We start from the raw sequence: 21,092 nt of genomic DNA, 5'->3' as shown, positions 1-21,092 counted from the left end.
CGCGCCGCCGTGCCGCTAGAGCACCTTGGACAGGAAGGCCTGCGTCCGCTCGTGCTGCGGGTTGGTCAGGACCTCGCGCGGGTCGCCGGACTCGACGACCACGCCCCCGTCCATGAAGACGAGGCTGTCGCCGACCTCACGGGCGAAGCCCATCTCGTGCGTGACGACGACCATCGTCATCCCGGACTGGGCCAGGTCGCGCATGACGTCCAGGACGTCACCGACCAGCTCCGGGTCGAGGGCCGAGGTCGGCTCGTCGAACAGCATCAGCTTCGGGTCCATCGCCAGGGCCCGGGCGATCGCCACGCGCTGCTGCTGACCGCCGGAGAGCTGCGAGGGGTAGCTCCCCGCCTTGTCGGCCAGGCCGACCCGGTCCAGCAGCTCCCGCGCCCGCTCCCGGGCCTGGGCCTTGCTGGTGCCCTTCACCTGGACCGGGGCCTCGACCACGTTGTCCAGTGCGGTCATGTGCGGGAACAGGTTGAACCGCTGGAACACCATGCCGATGTCCCGGCGCTGCAGCGCGACCTCGCTGTCCTTGAGTTCGTACAGCTTGTCGCCCTTCTGGCGGTACCCCACCAGGTTCCCGTCGACGTACAGCCGCCCGGCGTTGATCTTCTCCAGGTGGTTGATGCACCGCAGGAAAGTGCTCTTGCCGGAGCCGGACGGGCCGATGAGGCAGAACACCTCGCCGGTGTTGACCTGGAGGTCGATGCCCTTGAGGACCTCGACCGCGCCGAAGGACTTGTGGACGCCCTCGGCTTTCACCATCGCGGTCATGCCGTGCTCCTCGAGGATCCGAACAGGTGGGACCTGATCTTCTGGAAGACCGTGGGCGGGAGGCTGCGGCTGGAACCGCGTGCGTAGTACCGCTCCAGGTAGTACTGGAAGACGCTGAAGACGCTGGTCATGACCAGGTACCAGATCGACGCGACGAACAGCAGCTCCATCACGGCGAACGACGAGGAGCCGATCACCGAGGTCGAGCGCAGCAGTTCGTTGTACGTCACCACGTACACCAGCGACGAGGTCTTCAGCATGTTGATGAACTCGTTGCCGGTCGGCGGCACGATCACCCGCATCGCCTGCGGGATCACGATCCGGCGCAGGGTCTTGCCGTGGCTCATGCCGAGCGCGTGCGCCGCCTCGGTCTGGCCCTCGTCCACCGCCAGCAGACCGGCACGGCAGATTTCGGCCATGTAGGCGGCCTCGTTCAGGCCCAGGCCGAGCAGGGCGCACATGAACGGCGTCATGACGTCCGTCATCTCGTCCTTGTAGATCGGACCGAGGTTCAGGACGGGGAAGATCAGCGCCAGGTTGAACCACATCAGCAGCTGGACGTAGACCGGGGTGCCGCGGAAGAACCAGATGTACAGCCAGGCGACGGTGCTGGTCACCGGGTTCTTCGACAGCCGCATCACGGCCAGCAGGATGCCGAGGACCACACCGAGCACCATCGCCAGGATGCTGATCAGCAGGGTGCGCCCGGCGCCGGCGACGACCGTCGAGTCGAAGATCTTGTCGCCGACCGTGGACCACTGGATGTCGCCGTTGGCGAACGCGTTGATCAGCAGCGCGAGCAGCGCGACGACGACGACACCGCTGACCCAGCGGCCCCAGTGGCGCACCGGGATGGCCTTGATGGTCTCGGGCGGCCCGGCGTACGCCGAGTCCTTGGCGACCGGAGGCTTGTCCTCCGGCGGTGCGCCCGCGGGGGTCTTGTCGAGCTTGTCAGACATGGGGACTGCCCTTCGAAGGCTTCAGGCGGTGCGGGTGGATCACTTGCCGCCGTTGATCGCGGACTGGCTGATCGCGCCGCTCTCGGCGCCCCACTTCTCCAGCACCTTCTGGTAGGAGCCGTCCTTGATGATCGCGTCGACGGCCTCCTTCAGGGCGTCGCGCAGCTGGGTGTTCTTCTTGGCGACGACGATGCCGAACGGGGCGGCCTCGTACTGCTTGTCCAGGACCTCGAAGGTGTTGCCGCCACCGGCCTTGCGCGCCATGTCCACGGCGACCGGGTAGTCGTTGACGCCGGCCACGGCACCGCCGGACTTCACACGGGTCTGGGCCTCGGTGTCGTTCTCGAAGGACTCGATCTTCAGGGCCTTCTTGCCCCCGCTCGTGCAGGTCTTGGACTGCGCCTGCAGGGCCTCCTCGTAGGTGGTGCCCCGCTGCACGGCGACGGTCTGGCCGCAGAGGTCGTCCAGGGTCTGGATGCCCTTGGGGTTGCCCTTCTGCACGTAGATGGCCGTACCGGCGGTGAAGTAGTCGACGAAGTCCACGCCCTCGCCGAGCTTCTTGCCGCTGTCGTCCAGGCCCTCCTGGCGCTGCTTGTTGTCCGTGATCGACGACATGGCGATGTCGTACCGGCCGGAGTTGACGGCCGTGATCAGGGTGTCGAAGCCACCGTTGGTGAACTTGAACTCGACACCGAGCTGCTTGCCGAGCGCGGCGGCGATGTCGGGGTCGACGCCGACGATCTTGCCGCCGTCCACGGACTCCATGGGGGCGTACTCGGCGTTCGTGCCGACCTGGATGACCTTCTTCTTCTGGATCTCGGCCGGCAGCTTCGAGAAGAGGGGGGCCGTGGAGGCGGCGCCCGCGGACTCCGAGGAGCTGCTGCCGCTGTCGCTGGTCTGGTCGCCGCAGGCGGAGAGCAGCAAGGCGCCCGCGACCGCGAGAGATCCGACCGCTGCCAGGCGGGTGCGCGCGGCGGTCGTGCGTCGGGTGGTGCTTGCGGTCATTTTGGGTTCCTCCGGCGGATGGATGGCGATGCCGATGGGTCGACACGCGTCGACCGCGGTCGACTGATGCCGATGGGTCGACGAGAACACACAGCTTCGGGTGTCGCGACCTCGTGTGATTACGGCATCTTGCCATTCGGACTGCGCCAATCAGGGGGCCAGCCATGTCAAAATCGGATAACGGGCGACCCCCGAGCCGCACAGTCCGGTCCATCCCGGCCGGACGACGCCGGATCATCTGCGGGATTCCGTCCCTGCGGCCGGAGGATCTTCGGTTCATCTCACCATGTGATCGCCGACCGTGCGACGCGTCCGTTCAGTTGAGTCCGTGTCAAGCCTTCACCAGGCCTTGGCCGGTCTTCGCGCATGAGTCATGTCACTCGTGATCACCTCTGTCGAGGGTCCACAGCCAGCGCGGTGTGACCTTGCACCGATTGGACTCGTCGGCTGTGGTCTCCGTCCGGTATGAAGGTTCTCTACACCCCTCATCCGGGGCTCAGGGCGCGTGTGCGGCGCGCCCGACGCGCAGGCGCCCGTACGCATCAGCTCAGGGTCCTGCGCGACGCCCGCCCACTCCTCACCCGGAGTGGCCACCCTCAGACCAAGAACAGCTAAGGGGTACATCGAAGTGGCAGCGGAGATCGTCAATCCTCGCAGCGAGAGCGCGGACCATACGGGCCAGGAGGGCGGTGCGGAACCCCTCGATTCGTTCGATCCGGCGTTCGCACTGCACCGCGGCGGAAAGATGGCCGTGCAGGCCACCGTCCCGGTCCGCGACAAGGACGACCTGTCCCTCGCCTACACGCCCGGCGTCGCACGCGTGTGCACCGCGATCGCGGAACAGCCGGACCTGGTGAACGACTACACGTGGAAGTCCTCCGTCGTCGCCGTCGTGACCGACGGCACGGCCGTCCTCGGGCTCGGGGACATCGGGCCGGAGGCCTCCCTCCCGGTCATGGAGGGCAAGGCCATCCTGTTCAAGCAGTTCGGCGGGGTCGACGCGGTTCCGATCGCGCTGGCCTGCACCGGCGTGGACGAGATCGTCGAGACGGTGGTGCGTCTCGCTCCCTCGTTCGGCGGTGTGAACCTGGAGGACATCTCGGCACCCCGGTGCTTCGAGATCGAGCGCCGGCTCCAGGAGGCGCTCGACATCCCGGTCTTCCACGACGACCAGCACGGTACGGCGGTCGTGACGCTGGCGGCGCTGCGCAACGCGGCGCGGCTGAGCGGGCGGACCATCGGCGAACTCAGGGCGGTGATCTCGGGCGCCGGCGCGGCCGGGGTCGCCATCGCGAAGATGCTGGTCGAGGCCGGTATCGGCGATGTGGCGCTGACCGACCGCAAGGGCATCGTGTCGGCCGACCGCGAGGACCTCACGGACGTCAAGCGCGAGGTCGCCGGGTTCACCAACAAGGCGGGGCTGAGCGGCTCGCTGGAGGACGCGCTGGCGGGCGCGGACGTGTTCATCGGCGTCTCCGGCGGTACGGTCCCGGAGGAGGCGGTGGCCTCCATGGCGAAGGGCGCGTTCGTCTTCGCCATGGCCAACCCCAACCCCGAGGTGCACCCCGAGATCGCCCACAAGTACGCGGCGGTCGTCGCGACCGGGCGCTCGGACTTCCCGAACCAGATCAACAACGTGCTGGCGTTCCCCGGGATCTTCGCCGGGGCGCTCCAGGTGCGGGCCTCCCGGATCACCGAGGGGATGAAGATCGCGGCGGCTGAGGCGCTGGCCGGTGTCGTCGGCGACGATCTCGCGGCGGACTACGTCATCCCGTCGCCGTTCGACGAGCGGGTCGCCCCCGCGGTGACGGCGGCGGTGGCCGCGGCTGCCCGTGCGGAGGGCGTCGCGCGTCGCTGACGTGCACCCGAATGGCCCCGCCCGTCCGGGCGGGGCCATTTCTTTGCCCACCCAGCCGCCCGACCGGGTGATGACGAGGCGAGCGTCGCCCCGCGTGGGCGGGTGGGCGCCGACGGTCGGGGGGTGCCGGCGGGGGGTGGCCGGTCGCGCAGTTCCCCGGGCCCCCACCCCGGGGCGCTCCCGTCCCGGCGGCGGTCGCTGTCGGTTGTGCAAGAGGGCATGTCTCACAGTGGTCCCCGGTTTCGCCCACCCCCCGCGCCGCCTATCGTCAGGTGCATGTTCGCCGTCTACGCCGCCCGAATCGACCGCGACCAGCCGCTCTCCGGACTGGAGTTGGGGGAGCGACCGGCCCCCGAGACCCGCCCCGGCTGGAGTACCGTCACCGTGCGGGCCGCCTCCCTCAACCATCACGACCTCTGGTCCCTGCGCGGCGTCGGCCTCGCCGAGGACAAGCTGCCGATGATCCTCGGCTGCGACGGCGCCGGTGTCGACGCCGACGGCAACGAGGTCGTCCTGCACTCCGTCATCGGTCAGACCGGACACGGCGTCGGGCCGAAGGAGCCCCGCTCCATCCTCACCGAGCGCTACCAGGGCACCTTCGCCGAACAGGTCTCCGTGCCGACCTGGAACATCCTGCCCAAGCCCAGGGAGCTGTCCTTCGCGGAGGCCGCCTGTCTGCCGACGGCCTGGCTGACGGCGTACCGGATGCTCTTCACCAACGCGGGCGTCCGGCCCGGTGACTCGGTCCTCGTCCAGGGGGCCGGCGGGGGTGTCGCCACCGCCGCGATCGTCCTCGGGAAGGCCGCCGGGCTGAAGGTCTTCGCGACCAGCCGTGACGAGGCCAAGCGCAAGCGGGCGCTGGAGCTCGGCGCGGTCGAGGCGGTGGAGCCGGGCGCGCGGCTGCCGCAGCGCGTGGACGCCGTCATCGAGACCGTCGGCGCGGCCACCTGGTCCCACTCGGTGAAGTCCCTGAAGCCCGGGGGCACCCTCGTCATCTCCGGTGCCACCAGCGGGGACCGGCCCTCGCACGCCGAGCTCACCCGGATCTTCTTCCTGGAGCTGAAGGTGGTCGGCTCCACCATGGGGACCAAGGAGGAACTGGAGGACCTGCTGTCCTTCTGCGCCGCCACCGGGGTCCGTCCGGTCATCGACGAGATCCTTCCGCTGGACCGGGCCCGCGAGGGCTTCGCCCGCCTGGAGTCCGGCGACCAGTTCGGCAAGATCGTGCTCACCCACGACTGAGCCGACGGCCGTCGGGGCCCCGTGCGCCTTCCACGCACCCCGCTTGTCAATCAAGGTTGACGAAGCAACGGATCTCGCCGAACGCGCCGGCGACCGCGATCCACGGGTCGGACTGCGGGCCGTCGCCGCGCTGCGCAGGCTGCTGGAGCAGCTGGAGGCGGTGCAGGTGCGCAGTGCGCGCCATCAGGGCTGGTCGTGGCAGGAGATCGCCGCGGAACTCGGAGTCAGCAGGCAGGCCGTGCACAAGAAGTACGGGAGGCTGTGATGTTCGAACGGTTCACGAAGGACGCCCGTGACGTGGTGCGCGGTGCCGTCGAGCGCTGTGCCGTCGAGCGCTGTGCGGGGGCGGGCGGGCGGACCGTCGGGCCCGAGCATCTGCTGCTCGCCCTGCTGGACCGGCAGGGCAGCCGTGCCTCCTTCGCGCTGGCCGCCCTCGGGCTCGCCGACCGCAGGGACTCGGTGCGGGAGGCGCTGGCACAGTCGCGGCGGCGGGCGGGTCTCTCACGCGCCGAGACCGACGCCCTCGCCGGACTGGGCATCGACGTCACGGAGATCGTCGCCCGGGTGGAGGAGGTGCACGGGGTCGGCGCGATGGCCGCCGGCGGGCGGGCGGGCCGCCCCGGCTTCGGTCGTGAGGCCAAGCGGATCCTGGAACAGTCCCTGCGTATGGCGCTGGCCCACCGTGACCGGCGTATCGGGGACGAGCACATCCTCCTCGCCCTCACCACCCGGCCCGGCCCCACCGCCGAGGCACTCGCCGATCACGGCGTGACCCACGCGAGCCTGACCCGCGTCCTCTACGGTGACGCGGAACCCAAGGCGAGCTGAGCCCGGTCGGTCCGTCCCACCGCCGGGCCCGGCCCCCGCCGGGCTCCCGTGCCTCGGCCCCCAGCCCCTCAGCTCTTCGGTGCGCGCAGGATCGCCCCGATGTGGGCCGCAGCCTGGGACAGATGGGCGCGGGTGGCCTGGAGCTGGTCAACCGTGATGCCGTGGTCGCGGGCCGAGTCGCGGATGTCGTCGCGGAAGCGGTCCAGGAGGCGGTCCAGGTCGCGGGCCGGTTCGCCGCTGGAGTCCTCGTGGGCCCAGGACGGTTCGTACTCCGCGGGGAAGTCCTCGGGGGAGTGGGAGTAGGACGGGGCCGGACCCCCCGCGGGGCGGCCGAAGCCCAGGTCCTTGCCGAACTCCTTGCCGAAGTCCTTGCCGAACTCGCCGAACTCCCTGGCCAGTTCGGTCAGGCCCTCACGGACCCCCGTCGGCCAGTCGCCGCGCGCGAAGTGGTCCTGGACCTGCTCCTGGACGCGCCGGGCGATGCGCTGCATCTCCTCCTGGGCCTGGGCCCGCGCGTGGTCCTGGGCGTCCTTGGCCTGACGGCGGGCGCGCTGGGCCTCCTCGCGGGCCCTGCGGCTCTCGTCCTTGGCCCGGCGGGCCTGTTCCTTCCACTCCTGCTTGACGCGGCGCATCTCCTCCTTGGCGGCCCGCCAGGACTCCTTGTCGCCGTACTCGCCCGGCTCGGGGACGGGGCCGGACCGGCCGTCCCGCCGGGCCTCGGTGGCCGCCGCCCGCATCTCCCGCCGCAGATCACCCGCCGCGCCCCGGACGTCGGCCCGGATCTCCGCGGCCAGCTCCGCCACCGACTCGCGGATCTCCAGCTCCAGATCGGCCAGTTCACCGCTGCGGTCGGCGAGTTCGGCCCGGCCCGCGTCGGTGATCGCGTACACCTTGCGGCCGCCCTCGGTGGTGTGGGTGACCAGGCCCTCCGCCTCCAGCTTGGCCAGGCGGGGGTAGACGGTGCCCGCCGAGGGCGCGTACAGCCCCTGGAAGCGCTCCTCCAGGAGGCGGATCACCTCGTAACCGTGGCGCGGGGCCTCGTCCAGCAGCTTCAGCAGGTAGAGACGGAGACGGCCGTGGGCGAAGACGGGAGGCATGTCAGAGCACCTTCTTGTCGGTCGTGCTGTCGGCCGGGCCGGCGGAGGGGGAACCGCCGTCCGGGCCGGAATCGGCATTGTCCCCCGGGCCGGAGCCGTCGGCGGACCAGTCCCCGTCCTCCACGGGAGGGCGCCGCAGCAGGGCGATCGAGCCGGAGACCGTCGTCGCCTTCAGCCTGCCGTTGCCCGCGCCGAGGCGGCCGGTGATCCGCTTGGCGCCCCACTGGCCGCTGACCCGGAGGTCCTCGAACGCGTTGGAGACGGCGCCGCTCGCCGTGTTCGCCTCCACCTCCGCGTCGGCCGGGTGCGGCAGCCGGATGGCGATCTCGCCCGAGACATTGGTCAGGGAGATCTCCGTGGGCCTGCTCGTCGGGTCCACGTCGACCACCATCGAGCCGCTCACCGAGTCCGCCTTGACGGAGGAGCCGGCCTCGACGACCGTCAGGTCCCCGGAGACGGAGTTGAACCGCAGGTCGCCGGTGAGCGCCTGCGCCTCCACACTGCCCGACACCGTGTCCGCGCGGACCGTGCCGGCGAGGCCCACCAGCGTGGCGTCACCGGTGACGCCCTTGATCTCCGTACGCCCGTCGATCCCGGAGACCGTCGCCCCGGCGCTCACCACGCCCAGCTCCACCCGGGTGCCGACCGGGACCGCCAGGGAGACCACGGCGCTGCGCCGCCACCCCTTGCGGTCGAGCCACTTCAGAAACCCCTTCCAGGGCAGATCCTCGTACGCCACCGTCAAGGTGCCGCTCCGATGACTCACCACGAGGGGTGGCCCCTCGATCCGGGACACCTCCAGCCGGGCCGGGCCCTCGTCCGTGCCCACCACGTTCACCGTGCCGTCGACGATGCGGACGTTCAGGGTGCTGACGGGCTCGTCGAAGGTGAGCTTGCTCGGCTCGGCGACGGACCATTCGGACATGGGGAGAACCCTCCTCGGCACGACTTCCCGTACAACGCGCCATATCGCGTCTTCTTCAATTCACGATATATCGCGGACGCCGGAAGTCAAGACACCGTGGGGGTGACCGGCGGCCTACCCTGGGGGCGTAGGCCCACAGGAGCAGGAGCGAGAGTTGTACTTCACCGACCGAGGCATCGAGGAGCTGGAGAAGCGGCGGGGCGAGGAGGAGGTCACCTTCGAGTGGCTCGCCGAGCAGCTGCGCACGTTCGTCGACCTGAACCCGGACTTCGAGGTGCCGGTGGAGCGCCTGGCCACCTGGCTCGCCCGGCTGGACGACGAGGACGACGACGACTGACGTACGCAAAGAAAGACCCGCCCCCGGACATTTCCGGGGGCGGGTCTTTTCGCGGTCGGTCAGAGGCTCACGCCTCGAACACCTCGCGCACCAGCTGCTCCTGCTCCGCCTGGTGGCGCTTGGCGGAGCCGACGGCCGGGGACGAGCCGTGCGGCCGCGAGATGCGGCGCAGGCGCTCACCGTGCGGGACGTCGGCGCCGACGGCCAGGTCCAGGTGGTCGATCAGGTTCAGGGCGATGAACGGCCAGGCACCCTGGTTGGCCGGCTCCTCCTGGACCCACAGGTACTTCTCGGCGTTCGGGTACTTGTTGACCTCCGCCTGGACCTCCGCGCCCGGCAGCGGGTAGAGGCGCTCGAGACGGATGATCGCCGTGTCGGTGACCCCGCGCTTCTGACGCTCGGCGTCCAGGTCGTAGTAGACCTTGCCGGCGCAGAAGACGACCTTCTTGACCGCGTTCGCGTCGACCGAGGCGTCGCCGATGACCGGGCGGAACTGGCCCGAGGTGAACTCCTCCGCCTTCGAGGCCGCCGCCTTCAGGCGCAGCATCGACTTCGGGGTGAAGACGACCAGCGGCTTGTGGTGCGGGTTGTGCACCTGCCACCGCAGGAGGTGGAAGTAGTTCGACGGCAGGGTCGGCATGGCGACCGTCATGTTGTTCTGGGCGCAGAGCTGCAGGAACCGCTCGACACGGGCCGAGGAGTGGTCCGGGCCCTGTCCCTCGTAGCCGTGGGGGAGCAGGAGCGTGACACCGCTCGTCTGACCCCACTTCTGCTCGGCCGCCGAGATGTACTCGTCGACCACCGTCTGCGCGCCGTTGACGAAGTCGCCGAACTGCGCCTCCCACATCACGAGCGCGTCGGGGCGGGCCAGCGAGTAGCCGTACTCGAAGCCCATGACCGCGTACTCGGACAGCAGGGAGTTGTAGACGTTGTAGCGCGCCTGGTCCTCGGCGAGGTACTGCAGCGGGGTGTGCTCCTCGCCCGTCTCGCGGTCGATGAGGACCGCGTGGCGCTGGCCGAAGGTGCCGCGCTGGGAGTCCTGGCCGGACAGCCGGACCGGGACGCCCTCCAGCAGGAGGGAGCCGAACGCGAGGGTCTCGCCCATGCCCCAGTCGATCGTGCCGTCCTCGACCATCGCCGCCCGGCGCTGCAGCTGCGGCAGCAGACGCGGGTGGACGTGGAAGGTGTCCGGGATGTTGACCTGGGACTCGGCGATGCGCTTGACGACCTCGGCGGAGACCGCGGTCGGGACCGCGACCGGGAAGCCGTCCTGCGGCTCGTGGGCGTCGCCGCCGACGGGCTGCGCGGTGGCCTCGCGGACCTCCGTGAAGACCTTCTCCAGCTGGCCCTGGTAGTCCTGGAGCGCCTGCTCGGCCTCTTCCAGGGTGATGTCGCCGCGACCGATCAGGGACTCGGTGTAGAGCTTGCGCACCGAGCGCTTCTTGTCGATCAGGTCGTACATCAGCGGCTGGGTGAAGGCCGGGTTGTCCGACTCGTTGTGACCGCGGCGGCGGTAGCAGATGAGGTCGATCACCACGTCCTTGTTGAACGCCTGGCGGAACTCGAAGGCGAGCCGCGCGACGCGGACCACGGCCTCCGGGTCGTCGCCGTTCACGTGGAAGATCGGGGCCTCGATCATGCGGGCCACGTCCGTGGCGTACATGGAGGAGCGCGAGGACTCGGGGGCCGCGGTGAAGCCGACCTGGTTGTTGATGACGATGTGGACCGTGCCGCCGGTGCGGTAGCCGCGCAGCTGCGACATGTTCAGGGTCTCGGCCACCACGCCCTGGCCCGCGAAGGCCGCGTCGCCGTGCAGGGCGACGGGCAGGACGGTGAAGTCCGTGCCGCCCTTGTTGATGATGTCCTGCTTGGCGCGGGCGATGCCCTCGATGACCGGGTCGACCGTCTCCAGGTGGGACGGGTTGGCGGCCAGGGAGACCTTGATCTGCTCGCCGTCGAGGCCGGTGAAGGTGCCCTCGGCGCCCAGGTGGTACTTCACGTCGCCGGAGCCGTGCATCGACTTCGGGTCGAGGTTGCCCTCGAACTCGCGGAAGATCTGCGCGTACGACTTGCCGACGATGTTGGCGAGGACGTTCAGCCGGCCGCGGTGCGCCATGCCGATGACGACCTCGTCCAGGCGCGACTCGGCCGCGCTGTCGATGACCGCGTCGAGCAGCGGGATGACGGACTCGCCGCCCTCCAGGGAGAAGCGCTTCTGACCGACGTACTTCGTCTGCAGGAACGTCTCGAAGGCTTCCGCCGCGTTCAGGCGGCGCAGGATGCGCAGCTGCTCCTCGCGCTCCGGCTTGGTGTGCGCGCGCTCGATGCGGTCCTGGATCCAGCGGCGCTGCTTCGGGTCCTGGATGTGCATGAACTCGACGCCGGTGGTGCGGCAGTACGAGTCGCGCAGCACGCCGAGGATGTCGCGCAGCTTCATCAGGGACTTGCCGGCGAAGCCGCCGACGGCGAACTCGCGCTCCAGGTCCCACAGGGTGAGGCCGTGCTCGGTGATGTCCAGGTCGGGGTGCTTGCGCTGGCGGTACTCCAGCGGGTCGGTGTCGGCCATGACGTGGCCGCGGACCCGGTAGGAGTGGATCAGCTCGAAGACCCGGGCGGCCTTGGTGACGTCGTCGTCGTGGCTGGCGTCGATGTCCTTGAGCCAGCGGACCGGCTCGTAGGGGATGCGCAGGGCCTCGAAGATCTCGTCGTAGAAGCCGCTCTCGCCGAGCAGGAGGTTCGCGACGATCCGCAGGAACTCGCCGGAGGCGGCGCCCTGGATGACCCGGTGGTCGTAGGTCGACGTGAGCGTCATGACCTTGGAGATGCCGAGCTTGTTCAGGGTGTCCTGGGAGGTGCCCTGGAACTCCGCCGGGTAGTCCATGGAGCCGACGCCCATGATGACCGACTGACCGGGCATCAGACGCGGCACGGAGTGGACGGTGCCGAGGCCGCCGGGGTTGGTCAGGGAGACCGTGACACCGGTGAAGTCGTCCATCGTCAGCTTGCCGTCGCGGGCGCGGCGGACGATGTCCTCGTAGGCCTGCCAGAACTCGAAGAAGTTCAGCGTCTCGGCCTTCTTGATGCCGGCGACGACGAGCTGGCGGTCGCCGTTGGCCTTCACCAGGTCGATGGCCAGGCCGAAGTTGACGTGCGGCGGCTTGACGAGGGTGGGCTTCCCGTCCTTCTCCGCGTAATGCCAGTTCATCGACGGCATGGCCTTGATGGCCTGCACCATCGCGAAGCCGATCAGGTGCGTGAAGGAGATCTTCCCGCCCCGGGCGCGCTTGAGGTGGTTGTTGATGACGATGCGGTTGTCGAACAGCAGCTTCACCGGGACCGCGCGGACCGAGGTGGCCGTCGGCAGCTCCAGCGAGGCGTTCATGTTCTTCGCGACCGCGGCGGCCGGGCCGCGCAGCGTGATCAGCTCGGGGCCCGCGGGCGCCCCGGCGGCTGCCTGGGGAGCGGCGGCGGCCGGCTTCGCGGCGGCCTTCACCGGAGCGGGGGCCGCGGCCGGAGCCGGAGCGGCCGGCGCGGGCGCCGCGGCCGCGGGCTTCGGTGCGGCGGCCGGGGCCGGCACGGCGGCCGGGGCGGCGGGCGCCGGGGACGTGCTGGTGGTCCCTGCGGCCCCCGCGGCCGCAGTACCCGCCGGAGCCGGAGGAGTGGCCGCCCCCGGCTTGTAGTCGGCGAAGAAGTCCCACCAGGCACGGTCTACCGAATTCGGGTCCTGGAGGTACTGCTGATAGATCTCGTCGACGAGCCACTCGTTCGGGCCGAACGCGGCAGCGGGGTTCTTGCCCGCTTGGTCTGCGTCGGTCGAGATGCTCGATGCGTTACTGGGGGACTGTGGCGACACGGCGGCAACCGCCCTCTTCCGCTTCACAAGGTGATGGACAGCGGGAATAAAGGCTACGCCCCCAAGAGCACGAAGGTCAGGTCGAGCCGGTCCATCGTCGCGTAAGTCACATCGGAAAGCGTGTTTCGGGGGTGGAAATGGCGGGAAACAAGCGCGGTTGCGGTGCGAAAGGGTGCGTTGACGCAGGTCGCGCATGCCCCGCGCGCGGACCTGTGCGAACCGGTGCCGACCTGCACCGGCCCCTGCCTGCTCCCCCGTGTCCGGCCGTGCGGACAACAGGTGGATCTTGAGGCTCCGGTTCGCACTTTACGTCAACTTGGAAGAGAAGGCTCTCCCGGAAGAGTGATAAGAATCCGGCAACCCCGCTCGGATTCGGCCACTCCGATCCGTCCCCCGTGCAGATCGACCGCCCACCGCGCGATCGCCAGCCCCAGCCCCGTACCGCCGTCACTGCCCGGGCCGTGCGGCCGGCGGACGGCGCCCCGGTTGAACCGCTCGAACACACGGTGCCACTCCGAGCGCGGTATGCCCGGACCCTCGTCCAGGACCTCCAGCTCCAGCGAGTCCGGCTGCGTCCCGCGCCGCGCCTTCACCGTCACCCGGCCGTGCGGCGGGCTGTGCTTGACCGCGTTGTCGATCAGGTTCGCCACGACCTGGTGGATGCGCTCCGGGTCCGCGTGCACGGTCAGCTCCGGCGGGCAGACGTCCAGGTGCAGATGGACGTCCGTGCGCGTGTGACTGCCGCCCGAGCCCATGGTCGCCCGCGCGGAGGCGACCATGTTGGCCTCCTTCAGCACGCCCGACAGATACGGCCACACCTCGAAACGGCGCTTGCGCAGCGGTACGACGCCGTTGTCGAGGCGGGACAGGTCGAGCAGCGTCTCCACCAGCCGCCCGAGCCGCTCCGTCTGCTTCAGCGCCGTCCGCATCGTCTCCGGATCGGCCTCGGCGATGCCGTCGACCACGTTCTCCAGGACGGCCCGCAGGCCCGCGATCGGGGTGCGCAGCTCGTGCGAGACGTTCGCCACCAGCTCCTTGCGCTGGGCGTCCTGCGCCTCCAGCTCGTCCGCCATCACATTGATCGTCTGGGCCAGGTCGCCCAGCTCGTCCCGCCGGTTCTCGCGGACCCGGCGGGTGTAGTCACCGTGCGAGATGGAGCGCGCGACCGCGTTCATCTCGTCCAGCGGCGCGGTGAGCGAATGCGCCACGAACTGCGTAATCAGCAGCGTGGCGATCATCGAGAAGACCGTGATGAAGCGCAGCTCCGTCTTGGTGTGCACCGCGATCATCGACAGGCCCGTGGTGATCAGCACCGAGATGACGACGAGCGCGCCCAGCTTGGTCTTGACCGAGAACGGGCGCACTCCGCCCCAGGGCTCTCCCGGTCCGGAGCCGGGGCTTCTCGGTCCGTCCGCGCCGCTCATGGCGTCGGGGTCTCCAGCGCGTAGCCCACGCCGTGCACCGTGCGGATCCGCTCGGCGCCGATCTTCCGGCGCAGCGCCTTGATGTGGCTGTCGACCGTGCGGGTGCCGGAGGCGTCCGCCCAGTCCCAGACCTCGGCGAGGAGCTGCTCACGGGAGAGCACCGCGCGCGGGGTGTTCGCCAGACAGACCAGCAGGTCGAACTCGGTGGGCGTCAGGTGCACGTCCTCCGAGCGCACCCGCACCCGGCGCTGCGCGTGGTCGATCTCCAGCTCGCCGAGGCGCAGGATGCCGCTGCGGGGGGTGGTGGCCGCGATCGCGGCCCGCTCCACCCGGCGCAGCAGCACGTGCACGCGCGCGGCCAGCTCCCGCATCGAGAACGGCTTGGTCATGTAGTCGTCGGCGCCCACGCCGAGCCCGACCAGCATGTCGGTCTCGTCGTCGCGCGCCGTGAGCATGAGCACCGGCACGGGACGGGCGGCCTGCACACGGCGGCAGACTTCCAGACCGTCGAAGCCGGGCAGCATGATGTCGAGGATCAGCAGATCGGGCTGCCAGGCCTCGGCGGTGTCGACGGCCGCCGGACCGTCGCCCGCGGTTTGCACGAGGAATCCCTCGGCGCGCAGGCGGACCGCGATGGCGTCGACGATGGTCGGGTCGTCCTCGACCACCAGGACGCGCCGCTGCGCGCCCGGGGTCGCCGTCGTCGTGCCGTTGTGCGAGGTGTGTGTCGTCTCCATCGCCCGCCCCTGAGTGAGCTTTCCGGAACCAGTGGGGTGATCCCTTGTCTGCGCATGACTGCGGTTGACGCGTAAATGATCGGCGTCAGGCATGCAACGTACCCGGAGTCACCGACGCATTGCTATCCAGCCCCGACGGCGGGACGGACGGCGAGGTGCACGACGTCCGGCACTCCTCGGGCAACCGGGATCTCTTCGGTACGCACCTGTCGGAACCCGGCATTCCGCAAGGTTCCCTCGAATTCCGGAGAGGGCTGGGCGGACCAGACGGCCAGCACGCCACCGGGTGCCAACACCCTTGCGCACTCCGTGAGTCCGGCCGGGGAGTAAAGGCTGTCGTTGCCCTCGGTGACGGTCCAGTCGGGGCCGTTGTCGATGTCCAGGCAGATCGCGTCGAACGTGTCGCACGTCTCACGGAGGTGGTCCAGCAGGTCCGCCTCGACGATCGTCGTGCGCGGATCGGCGAGGGCCCGGGCGGAGACGCGCCCGAGCGGGCCGTCGAGATGCCAGTCGACGACGGCCCGTTCCCGCTCCACCACGGTGATCGCGCCCCAGCGGGCGTCGGCCGCGGCACGGGCGAGCGAGAACCCGACGCCCAGGCCGCCGATCAGCAGCTTCGGTGCGGGACGGCCGTCCAGTGCGGCGAGCGCGGCGTCGACGAGCAGCCGCTCCGAGCGACCGTCGGAGGTGTCCATCAGGAAGCAGCCGTTGGCGATGATCTGGAGCAGTTCGCCGTGCCGGCGCAACACGACCTCACCATGGGGTCCCTCGCGACGGTCGAGCACCTCGGGGCCGTCAGGGATGTCGTACGAACGGGGCATCGGCCCATCCTGGCACTTCCCTGACGGTCTGTTGACGGGTTTAAGGGAGCGCCGGTCGCGCGGGGGTGAGGGGCGGGTGTGACGTTGACGCGCCGCTGTGCGCTGGACGGCGTGAAGCCCGTGGGAATCTCGGAGCTTCCTGTGAATCGGGCCCCGCGTGGCGCGGGTCACAGACACGGCGCGGGTCGGCCACGAAAGGTGGGGGTGAAACGGAAGGAGCGCCTCACAGTGGAATCCGCGACGGCCCGTACGGGTCCGCCCCTTCCGGATGTCACCGGACTCCTGGACGGCATCCCCGGCCAGCACTCCCCGCGGCAGGTCACGCGCCCCGCCGAGCAGGGACCGCGCGTCCGGCGCCGGCGGCCGCTCCGGTTCCCGGTCCCCTTCACCCTGTCCTACGCCGCCGTCCTCGCCGTCACCTCCTGCGTCGCCGCGTACGCCGACCCGGCCTTCGTGCACGCCCTCCAGCAGGGCTCCAGCACGGATGTGGCCCACCTGCTGACCGCCCCGGCACAGGTGCTCCTCGCCAGCGCGCTCTGGGTCGCCGGTGGTCTCCTCTCACCCTTCACCCTCGGCTTCCTGATCGTCCTCACCGTGCTGGAGCGCCGGATCGGGGGCGCCCGGACGGCCGTCGTCTTCCTGCTCGGACACGCCCTGGCCACCCTCGCGACCGAGGTCCCGGTCGGCCTCGCCGTCCTGGCCGGCCATCTCCCCTCCAGCTCGCTGCACCGCCTCGACTACGGCATCAGCTTCGGGGTCGCCACGAGCGTGGGCGCCCTGGCCGGCCTGCTCCGCCCCTGGCTGCGCCTGCCCCTCCTGATCGCGGTCGGCGGCATGCTGCTCCAGGACCTGCTCGCCTTCACCGACCCCCTCACCGACTGGGGCCACCTGTTCGCGCTGACGATCGGCGTGGCGACCTGGCCCTGGGTACGGCGGTGGAGCCGGGAGCGCGCCGGGGGCACGGCCCAGGCGGCGCGCGCCCGAAGGTGACGCCGTCGGGATGCCCGACCGGAGCGCGGGGCCGGCGACGCGCTCTGCCGACCGCCGGTGCGGGCGCGACCGCGGCGGGGGACCGGCTTCCGTCGCGGGTGAGGTGCGCGGCAACTGCCGGGGTGACGGCCGGCCCGGCGACCGGGGCGCGGCAAGCGCCAGGGTGGTCACGCCAGACCCAGCGACCGGGGCGCTGCGGCTCGGCCCGGTGGCTGCCGTTCGTCCCGGGCGGCTCGCTCTAATCATCCCCTGGGTTCTGTCGTGCCCGCGCTTCGGGTGGCTCGCTCAGGGTGATGCCTTCGGTGCGGGGTGGCAGTGGTGGGGGAGCGGCTTCCGTCGCGGGTGAGGTGCGCGGCAACCGCCGGGGTGACGGCCGATCCGGCGACCGGGGCGCGGCAAGCGCCAGGGTGGTCACGCCAGACCCGGCGACCGGGGCGCTGCGGCTCGGCCCGGTGGCTGCCGTTCGTCCCGGGCGGCTCGCGCCGTGGGGCGGGGGGCGCCGTCAGTCGTCGTAGCGGACCGTGCCGTCCTCGCGCAGGGTCGGGTGGATCTTCATGGGGCCGTACTCGTCGGCGTCCGAAGGGCGGGGTGGCTCCGGGCCGTCCGGCCCCATCCGGACCATCCGCTCGACCCGGCAGACCCGGAACACCCGGTCGTCCACGCTCGCCTCGTCGGCCCGGCCCGCCGCCCGGAACGCCTCGGCGGCACGCGCGTACCGGGCCTTCTTGCGCTCGTCGAAGCGGTACAGCATCGCCCAGACGCGGGACATGCCGTCGTAGAGGGAGCGACGGGCGTCGTGCGGGGTCGGGTGCAGGGAGCCGCAGGGGCTCCAGCCGGCGGCGACGCGCTCGGTCACCGCGAAACCGACGGGCAGCCGCACCACGTCCGGGTGGGTGCCGGCCGCCCGCACCGAGTCGGCGAGCACCTCCTCGGGGAAGCGGGCGCCGGAGTACACGAAATCGCGCAGGCCCAGCCGCAGGGCGCCCGCCATCGGCCCCTCGTCCCGGCCGGGGTCCAGCGCGAATCCGACATCGGGGGAGAGGTCCGCCGCCCCCTCCTCCCACGACGGCCGGACCGGTTCGGGATCGGTGGGCCGCGGCGGCTCCAGGCCGTCGTCGCCGGTCCGCGCGAACTCGTCGCCGCGGACGACCCGGTAGCGCACGCCCAGCGCCTCCACCTCGTCGGCCGGGTCGCGTTCCAGCACCGAGACGGCCGCGAGCAGGGCGCGCCGGACGGACCGGTCGTCGGTGCCGTCCTTGGCGGTGAACCACAGGTGCGAGTTCAGCCCGTCCCGGGACTGCTGGGGCATACAGTCCACCACCGGCTTCAGCAGCCGCCAGCGCGGTTCGCCGCCGGCGGGATCCCGGACGGCGACACCGAAGACGGGCCCGCGCAGCGCGATGTGCGGATAGCGCCGGGAGGCCTCCACGGCGTCCGCCTCCATCACCCAGGCGACGGGGTCGTCCCGGCGCACGAGATCCGCGTGCAGCGCGTCGAGCCGTCGCTTCCAGTCATCGGTCATACGCGCATTGTGGTCGCCGTATGGGGTGGCTTCGGGGTGAATGCCGTAAGTCGGCGGACGGGGTGGGGGAAGGCGGGAGCGGCGAGGCACGGCCGGTCGTGCGGTCTCCTGCGGCGCGCCCCCGAGCGCCCGCGTGTGTCCGCGTCGCTTCCGGCGACCGCTCTTGTGCGGGTCCCGTCCGGCCTCCGTGATCGCCCACAGCGAACGCGGTGCACCCCTGGGAACATTCGGCGGCTCATGTGCATTGAGTCGGCATAGCTCAACTTGACTGCCGAAGGGGAGATCATGGCTTCGACGTCCGCATCGCTCACCCTGCCCGTACTGCCCCTCGATGACGAGGTCGTGCTCCCCGGCATGGTGGTACCGCTGGACCTCAGCGACACCGACGTACGCGCCGCCGTGGAGGCCGCCCAGGCCGCCGCCCGCTCCGAGGGCGGAAAACCGCGCGTGCTGCTGGTGCCACGCATCGACGGGACGTACGCGAGCACGGGTGTGCTCGGCACGGTCGAACAGGTCGGCCGGCTGGCCGACGGCGACCCGGGCGCGCTGATCCGCGGCCGCGGCCGCGTCCGGATCGGCGCCGGGACGACCGGCCCCGGCGCCGCCCTGTGGGTCGAGGGCCTCCGGGTCGACCAGGCGGTGCCCGAGCCGTTGCCGGGTCATGTCGCCGACCTGGTCAAGGAGTACAAGGCGCTCGCCACCGCCTGGCTGCGCAAGCGCGGCGCCTGGCAGGTCGTCGACCGCGTCCAGGCCATCGACGACGTCTCCGCGCTCGCCGACAACTCCGGCTACTCGCCGTTCCTGACCACCGAACAGAAGGTGGAGCTGCTGGAGACCGCCGACCCGGTGGCCCGCCTCAAGCTCGCCACCCAGCAGCTGCGCGACCACCTCGCCGAGCAGGACGTCGCCGAGACCATCGCCAAGGACGTCCAGGAGGGCGTCGACAAGCAGCAGCGCGAGTTCCTGCTGCGCCGCCAGCTCGAAGCCGTCCGCAAGGAGCTGCGCGAACTCAACGGCGACGCCGCCAAGGACGGCGAGGAGTCCGACGACTACCGCGCCCGTGTGGAGGCCGCCGACCTGCCCGAGAAGGTCCGCGAGGCCGCCCTGAAGGAGGTCGACAAGCTGGAGCGGTCCAGCGACCAGTCGCCCGAGGGCTCCTGGATCCGCACCTGGCTGGACACCGTCCTCGAACTGCCGTGGAACGAAAGGACCGAGGACGCCTACGACATCCAGGGCGCCAAGGCCGTCCTCGACGCCGAGCACGCGGGCCTGGAGGACGTGAAGGAGCGGATCACCGAATACCTCGCGGTGCGCAAGCGGCGCAGCGAGCGCGGGCTGGGCGTGGTCGGCGGGCGGCGCGGCGGTGCCGTACTCGCCCTGGTGGGTCCCCCCGGCGTCGGCAAGACCAGCCTGGGCGAATCCGTCGCCCACGCCATGGGGCGCAAGTTCGTCCGCGTCGCCCTCGGCGGCGTCCGCGACGAGGCCGAGATCCGCGGTCACCGCCGTACGTACGTCGGCGCGCTGCCCGGCCGGATCGTGCGGGCCGTCAAGGAGGCCGGGTCGATGAACCCGGTCGTGCTCCTCGACGAGATCGACAAGGTGGGCTCCGACTTCAGGGGCGACCCGGCGGCGGCCCTGCTGGAGGTCCTGGACCCGGCGCAGAACCACACCTTCCGGGACCACTACCTGGAGGTCGAGCTGGACCTGTCCGACGTGGTCTTCCTGGCCACCGCCAACGTCCTGGAGGCCATCCCGGAGGCCCTGCTCGACCGGATGGAACTGGTCCGCCTCGACGGCTACACCGAGGACGAGAAGGTCGTCATCGCCCGGGACCACCTGCTCCCGCGCCAGCTGGAGCGGGCCGGACTGCACCAGGACGAGGTCGTCCTCGACGAGAGCGCGCTGCGCAAGCTCGCCGGCGAGTACACCCGCGAGGCGGGCGTACGGACCCTGGAGCGGTCGATCGCCCGGCTGCTGCGCAAGATCGCCGCCCAGCACGAACTGGGCGAGCGGACGCTGCCGTTCACCGTCACCGACGCCGACCTGCGCGCCCTGATCGGACGGCCGCACCACGTGCCCGAGTCCGCCCAGGACCCGGCCGAGCGCCGTACGGCGGTCCCGGGCGTCGCCACCGGCCTCGCGGTCACCGGCGCGGGCGGCGACGTGCTCTACGTCGAGGCGTCGCTGGCCGACCCGGAGACCGGCGCGGCGGGGCTGACCCTGACCGGCCAGCTCGGCGACGTGATGAAGGAGAGCGCGCAGATCGCCCTGTCCTTCCTCCGCTCGCACGGCGCGGAGCTGGAGCTGCCCGTCGGCGACCTGAAGGACCGGGGCGTGCACATCCACTTCCCGGCGGGCGCGGTCCCCAAGGACGGCCCGAGCGCGGGCGTCACCATGACGACCGCCCTCGCCTCCCTGCTGTCGGGCCGCCTGGTCCGCACCGACGTGGCGATGACCGGCGAGGTCTCCCTCACCGGACGGGTGCTGCCGATCGGCGGCGTCAAGCAGAAGCTGCTCGCCGCCCACCGCGCGGGAGTGACGACCGTCGTCATCCCCAAGCGCAACGAACCCGACCTGGACGACGTCCCGGCGGAGGTGCTGGACAAGCTCGACGTCCACGCCGTCACCGACGTCCGGCAGGTCCTGGAACTGGCGCTCGCGCCCGCCACGCACGGCGCGTCGCCCGAGGTTCCGGCCGCGGCGTGACGGACGCGGCC

General features: G+C 71.0%; 17 protein-coding genes. 7 read left to right on the top strand and 10 right to left on the bottom strand.

Annotated elements, in window-relative coordinates:
* Nucleotides 1-15: 15 nt before the first annotated feature.
* From U5640_RS14750 to U5640_RS14740, 3 genes are read right to left on the bottom strand one after another with little or no spacing between them, the layout of a single operon-like run.
* Nucleotides 16-777 carry an amino acid ABC transporter ATP-binding protein gene (locus U5640_RS14750; protein ID WP_340376262.1) on the bottom strand — a complete coding sequence of 254 codons (762 nt, stop codon included), beginning with the start codon at nucleotides 775-777 and terminating at the stop codon, nucleotides 16-18.
* Nucleotides 774-1,736, bottom strand: a complete 963-nt coding sequence (locus U5640_RS14745) for an amino acid ABC transporter permease (protein WP_340376261.1) — start codon at nucleotides 1,734-1,736, stop codon at nucleotides 774-776. Before U5640_RS14745 ends, U5640_RS14750 begins: the two co-directional genes overlap by 4 nt.
* Nucleotides 1,737-1,775: 39 nt before the next feature.
* A complete protein-coding gene (locus U5640_RS14740) occupies nucleotides 1,776-2,741 on the bottom strand; it encodes an ABC transporter substrate-binding protein (RefSeq protein WP_340376260.1) in 966 nt (321 codons plus the stop codon).
* Between the two features lie 628 nt (nucleotides 2,742-3,369).
* Between U5640_RS14740 and U5640_RS14735 the strand changes: the two genes are divergently transcribed.
* The 4 genes from U5640_RS14735 to U5640_RS14720 all read left to right on the top strand — a co-directional run bounded on the left by U5640_RS14735 (nucleotide 3,370) and on the right by U5640_RS14720 (nucleotide 6,669).
* Entirely contained in the window at nucleotides 3,370-4,599 is a 1,230-nt protein-coding gene (locus U5640_RS14735; RefSeq protein ID WP_340376259.1) for an NADP-dependent malic enzyme, read from the top strand.
* A 276-nt stretch (nucleotides 4,600-4,875) separates the two neighbouring features.
* Complete coding sequence (locus U5640_RS14730) at nucleotides 4,876-5,841, top strand: zinc-binding dehydrogenase (protein ID WP_340376258.1); 966 nt, start codon at nucleotides 4,876-4,878, stop codon at nucleotides 5,839-5,841.
* 49 nt (nucleotides 5,842-5,890) lie between these two features.
* Nucleotides 5,891-6,106, top strand: coding sequence for a helix-turn-helix domain-containing protein (locus U5640_RS14725; RefSeq protein WP_340385107.1), 216 nt, complete (start codon nucleotides 5,891-5,893; stop codon nucleotides 6,104-6,106).
* Nucleotides 6,106-6,669, top strand: coding sequence for a Clp protease N-terminal domain-containing protein (locus tag U5640_RS14720; RefSeq protein ID WP_340376257.1), 564 nt, complete (start codon nucleotides 6,106-6,108; stop codon nucleotides 6,667-6,669). Before U5640_RS14725 ends, U5640_RS14720 begins: the two co-directional genes overlap by 1 nt.
* A gap of 68 nt (nucleotides 6,670-6,737) precedes the next feature.
* On the opposite strand, the gene U5640_RS14715 is transcribed toward U5640_RS14720, so the two are convergent.
* A complete protein-coding gene (locus tag U5640_RS14715) occupies nucleotides 6,738-7,766 on the bottom strand; it encodes a helix-turn-helix transcriptional regulator (protein ID WP_340376256.1) in 1,029 nt (342 codons plus the stop codon).
* A 1-nt stretch (nucleotide 7,767) separates the two neighbouring features.
* Nucleotides 7,768-8,691 carry a DUF4097 family beta strand repeat-containing protein gene (locus U5640_RS14710; RefSeq protein ID WP_340376255.1) on the bottom strand — a complete coding sequence of 308 codons (924 nt, stop codon included), beginning with the start codon at nucleotides 8,689-8,691 and terminating at the stop codon, nucleotides 7,768-7,770.
* 154 nt (nucleotides 8,692-8,845) lie between these two features.
* Here U5640_RS14710 and U5640_RS14705 point away from each other — a divergent pair, with 154 nt between their 5' ends.
* A complete protein-coding gene (locus U5640_RS14705) occupies nucleotides 8,846-9,028 on the top strand; it encodes a DUF6104 family protein (RefSeq protein WP_340376254.1) in 183 nt (60 codons plus the stop codon).
* 67 nt (nucleotides 9,029-9,095) lie between these two features.
* On the opposite strand, the gene U5640_RS14700 is transcribed toward U5640_RS14705, so the two are convergent.
* The 4 genes from U5640_RS14700 to U5640_RS14685 all read right to left on the bottom strand — a co-directional run bounded on the left by U5640_RS14700 (nucleotide 9,096) and on the right by U5640_RS14685 (nucleotide 15,863).
* A complete protein-coding gene (locus U5640_RS14700; RefSeq protein WP_340376253.1) occupies nucleotides 9,096-12,881 on the bottom strand; it encodes a multifunctional oxoglutarate decarboxylase/oxoglutarate dehydrogenase thiamine pyrophosphate-binding subunit/dihydrolipoyllysine-residue succinyltransferase subunit in 3,786 nt (1,261 codons plus the stop codon).
* A 311-nt stretch (nucleotides 12,882-13,192) separates the two neighbouring features.
* Nucleotides 13,193-14,305 (bottom strand): ATP-binding protein, encoded by a 1,113-nt coding sequence (locus tag U5640_RS14695; protein ID WP_079078850.1) that lies wholly within the window; start codon nucleotides 14,303-14,305, stop codon nucleotides 13,193-13,195.
* Nucleotides 14,302-15,042: a response regulator transcription factor gene (locus tag U5640_RS14690; RefSeq protein WP_055635373.1), complete on the bottom strand. Its 741-nt coding sequence runs from the start codon at nucleotides 15,040-15,042 to the stop codon at nucleotides 14,302-14,304. Before U5640_RS14690 ends, U5640_RS14695 begins: the two co-directional genes overlap by 4 nt.
* Before the next feature lie 122 nt (nucleotides 15,043-15,164).
* Nucleotides 15,165-15,863, bottom strand: coding sequence for a spermidine synthase (locus U5640_RS14685; protein ID WP_340376252.1), 699 nt, complete (start codon nucleotides 15,861-15,863; stop codon nucleotides 15,165-15,167).
* Nucleotides 15,864-16,091: 228 nt separating this feature from the next.
* On the opposite strand from U5640_RS14685, the gene U5640_RS14680 reads away from it, so the two are divergent.
* Nucleotides 16,092-16,853: a rhomboid-like protein gene (locus U5640_RS14680; RefSeq protein WP_340376251.1), complete on the top strand. Its 762-nt coding sequence runs from the start codon at nucleotides 16,092-16,094 to the stop codon at nucleotides 16,851-16,853.
* 502 nt (nucleotides 16,854-17,355) lie between these two features.
* On the opposite strand, the gene U5640_RS14675 is transcribed toward U5640_RS14680, so the two are convergent.
* Nucleotides 17,356-18,375, bottom strand: a complete 1,020-nt coding sequence (locus U5640_RS14675; protein WP_340376250.1) for a DUF5954 family protein — start codon at nucleotides 18,373-18,375, stop codon at nucleotides 17,356-17,358.
* 285 nt (nucleotides 18,376-18,660) lie between these two features.
* Here U5640_RS14675 and lon point away from each other — a divergent pair, with 285 nt between their 5' ends.
* Nucleotides 18,661-21,081: an endopeptidase La gene (lon, locus tag U5640_RS14670; protein ID WP_340376249.1), complete on the top strand. Its 2,421-nt coding sequence runs from the start codon at nucleotides 18,661-18,663 to the stop codon at nucleotides 21,079-21,081.
* Nucleotides 21,082-21,092 lie beyond the last annotated feature (11 nt).

Source organism: Streptomyces sp. SS7, assembly GCF_037993025.1.
In the GTDB taxonomy this organism is placed as follows: Bacteria; Actinomycetota; Actinomycetes; order Streptomycetales; family Streptomycetaceae; genus Streptomyces.
The sequence above is the reverse complement of the archived record's forward strand: the minus strand, read 5'-3'. Positions and strand labels throughout refer to the sequence as shown.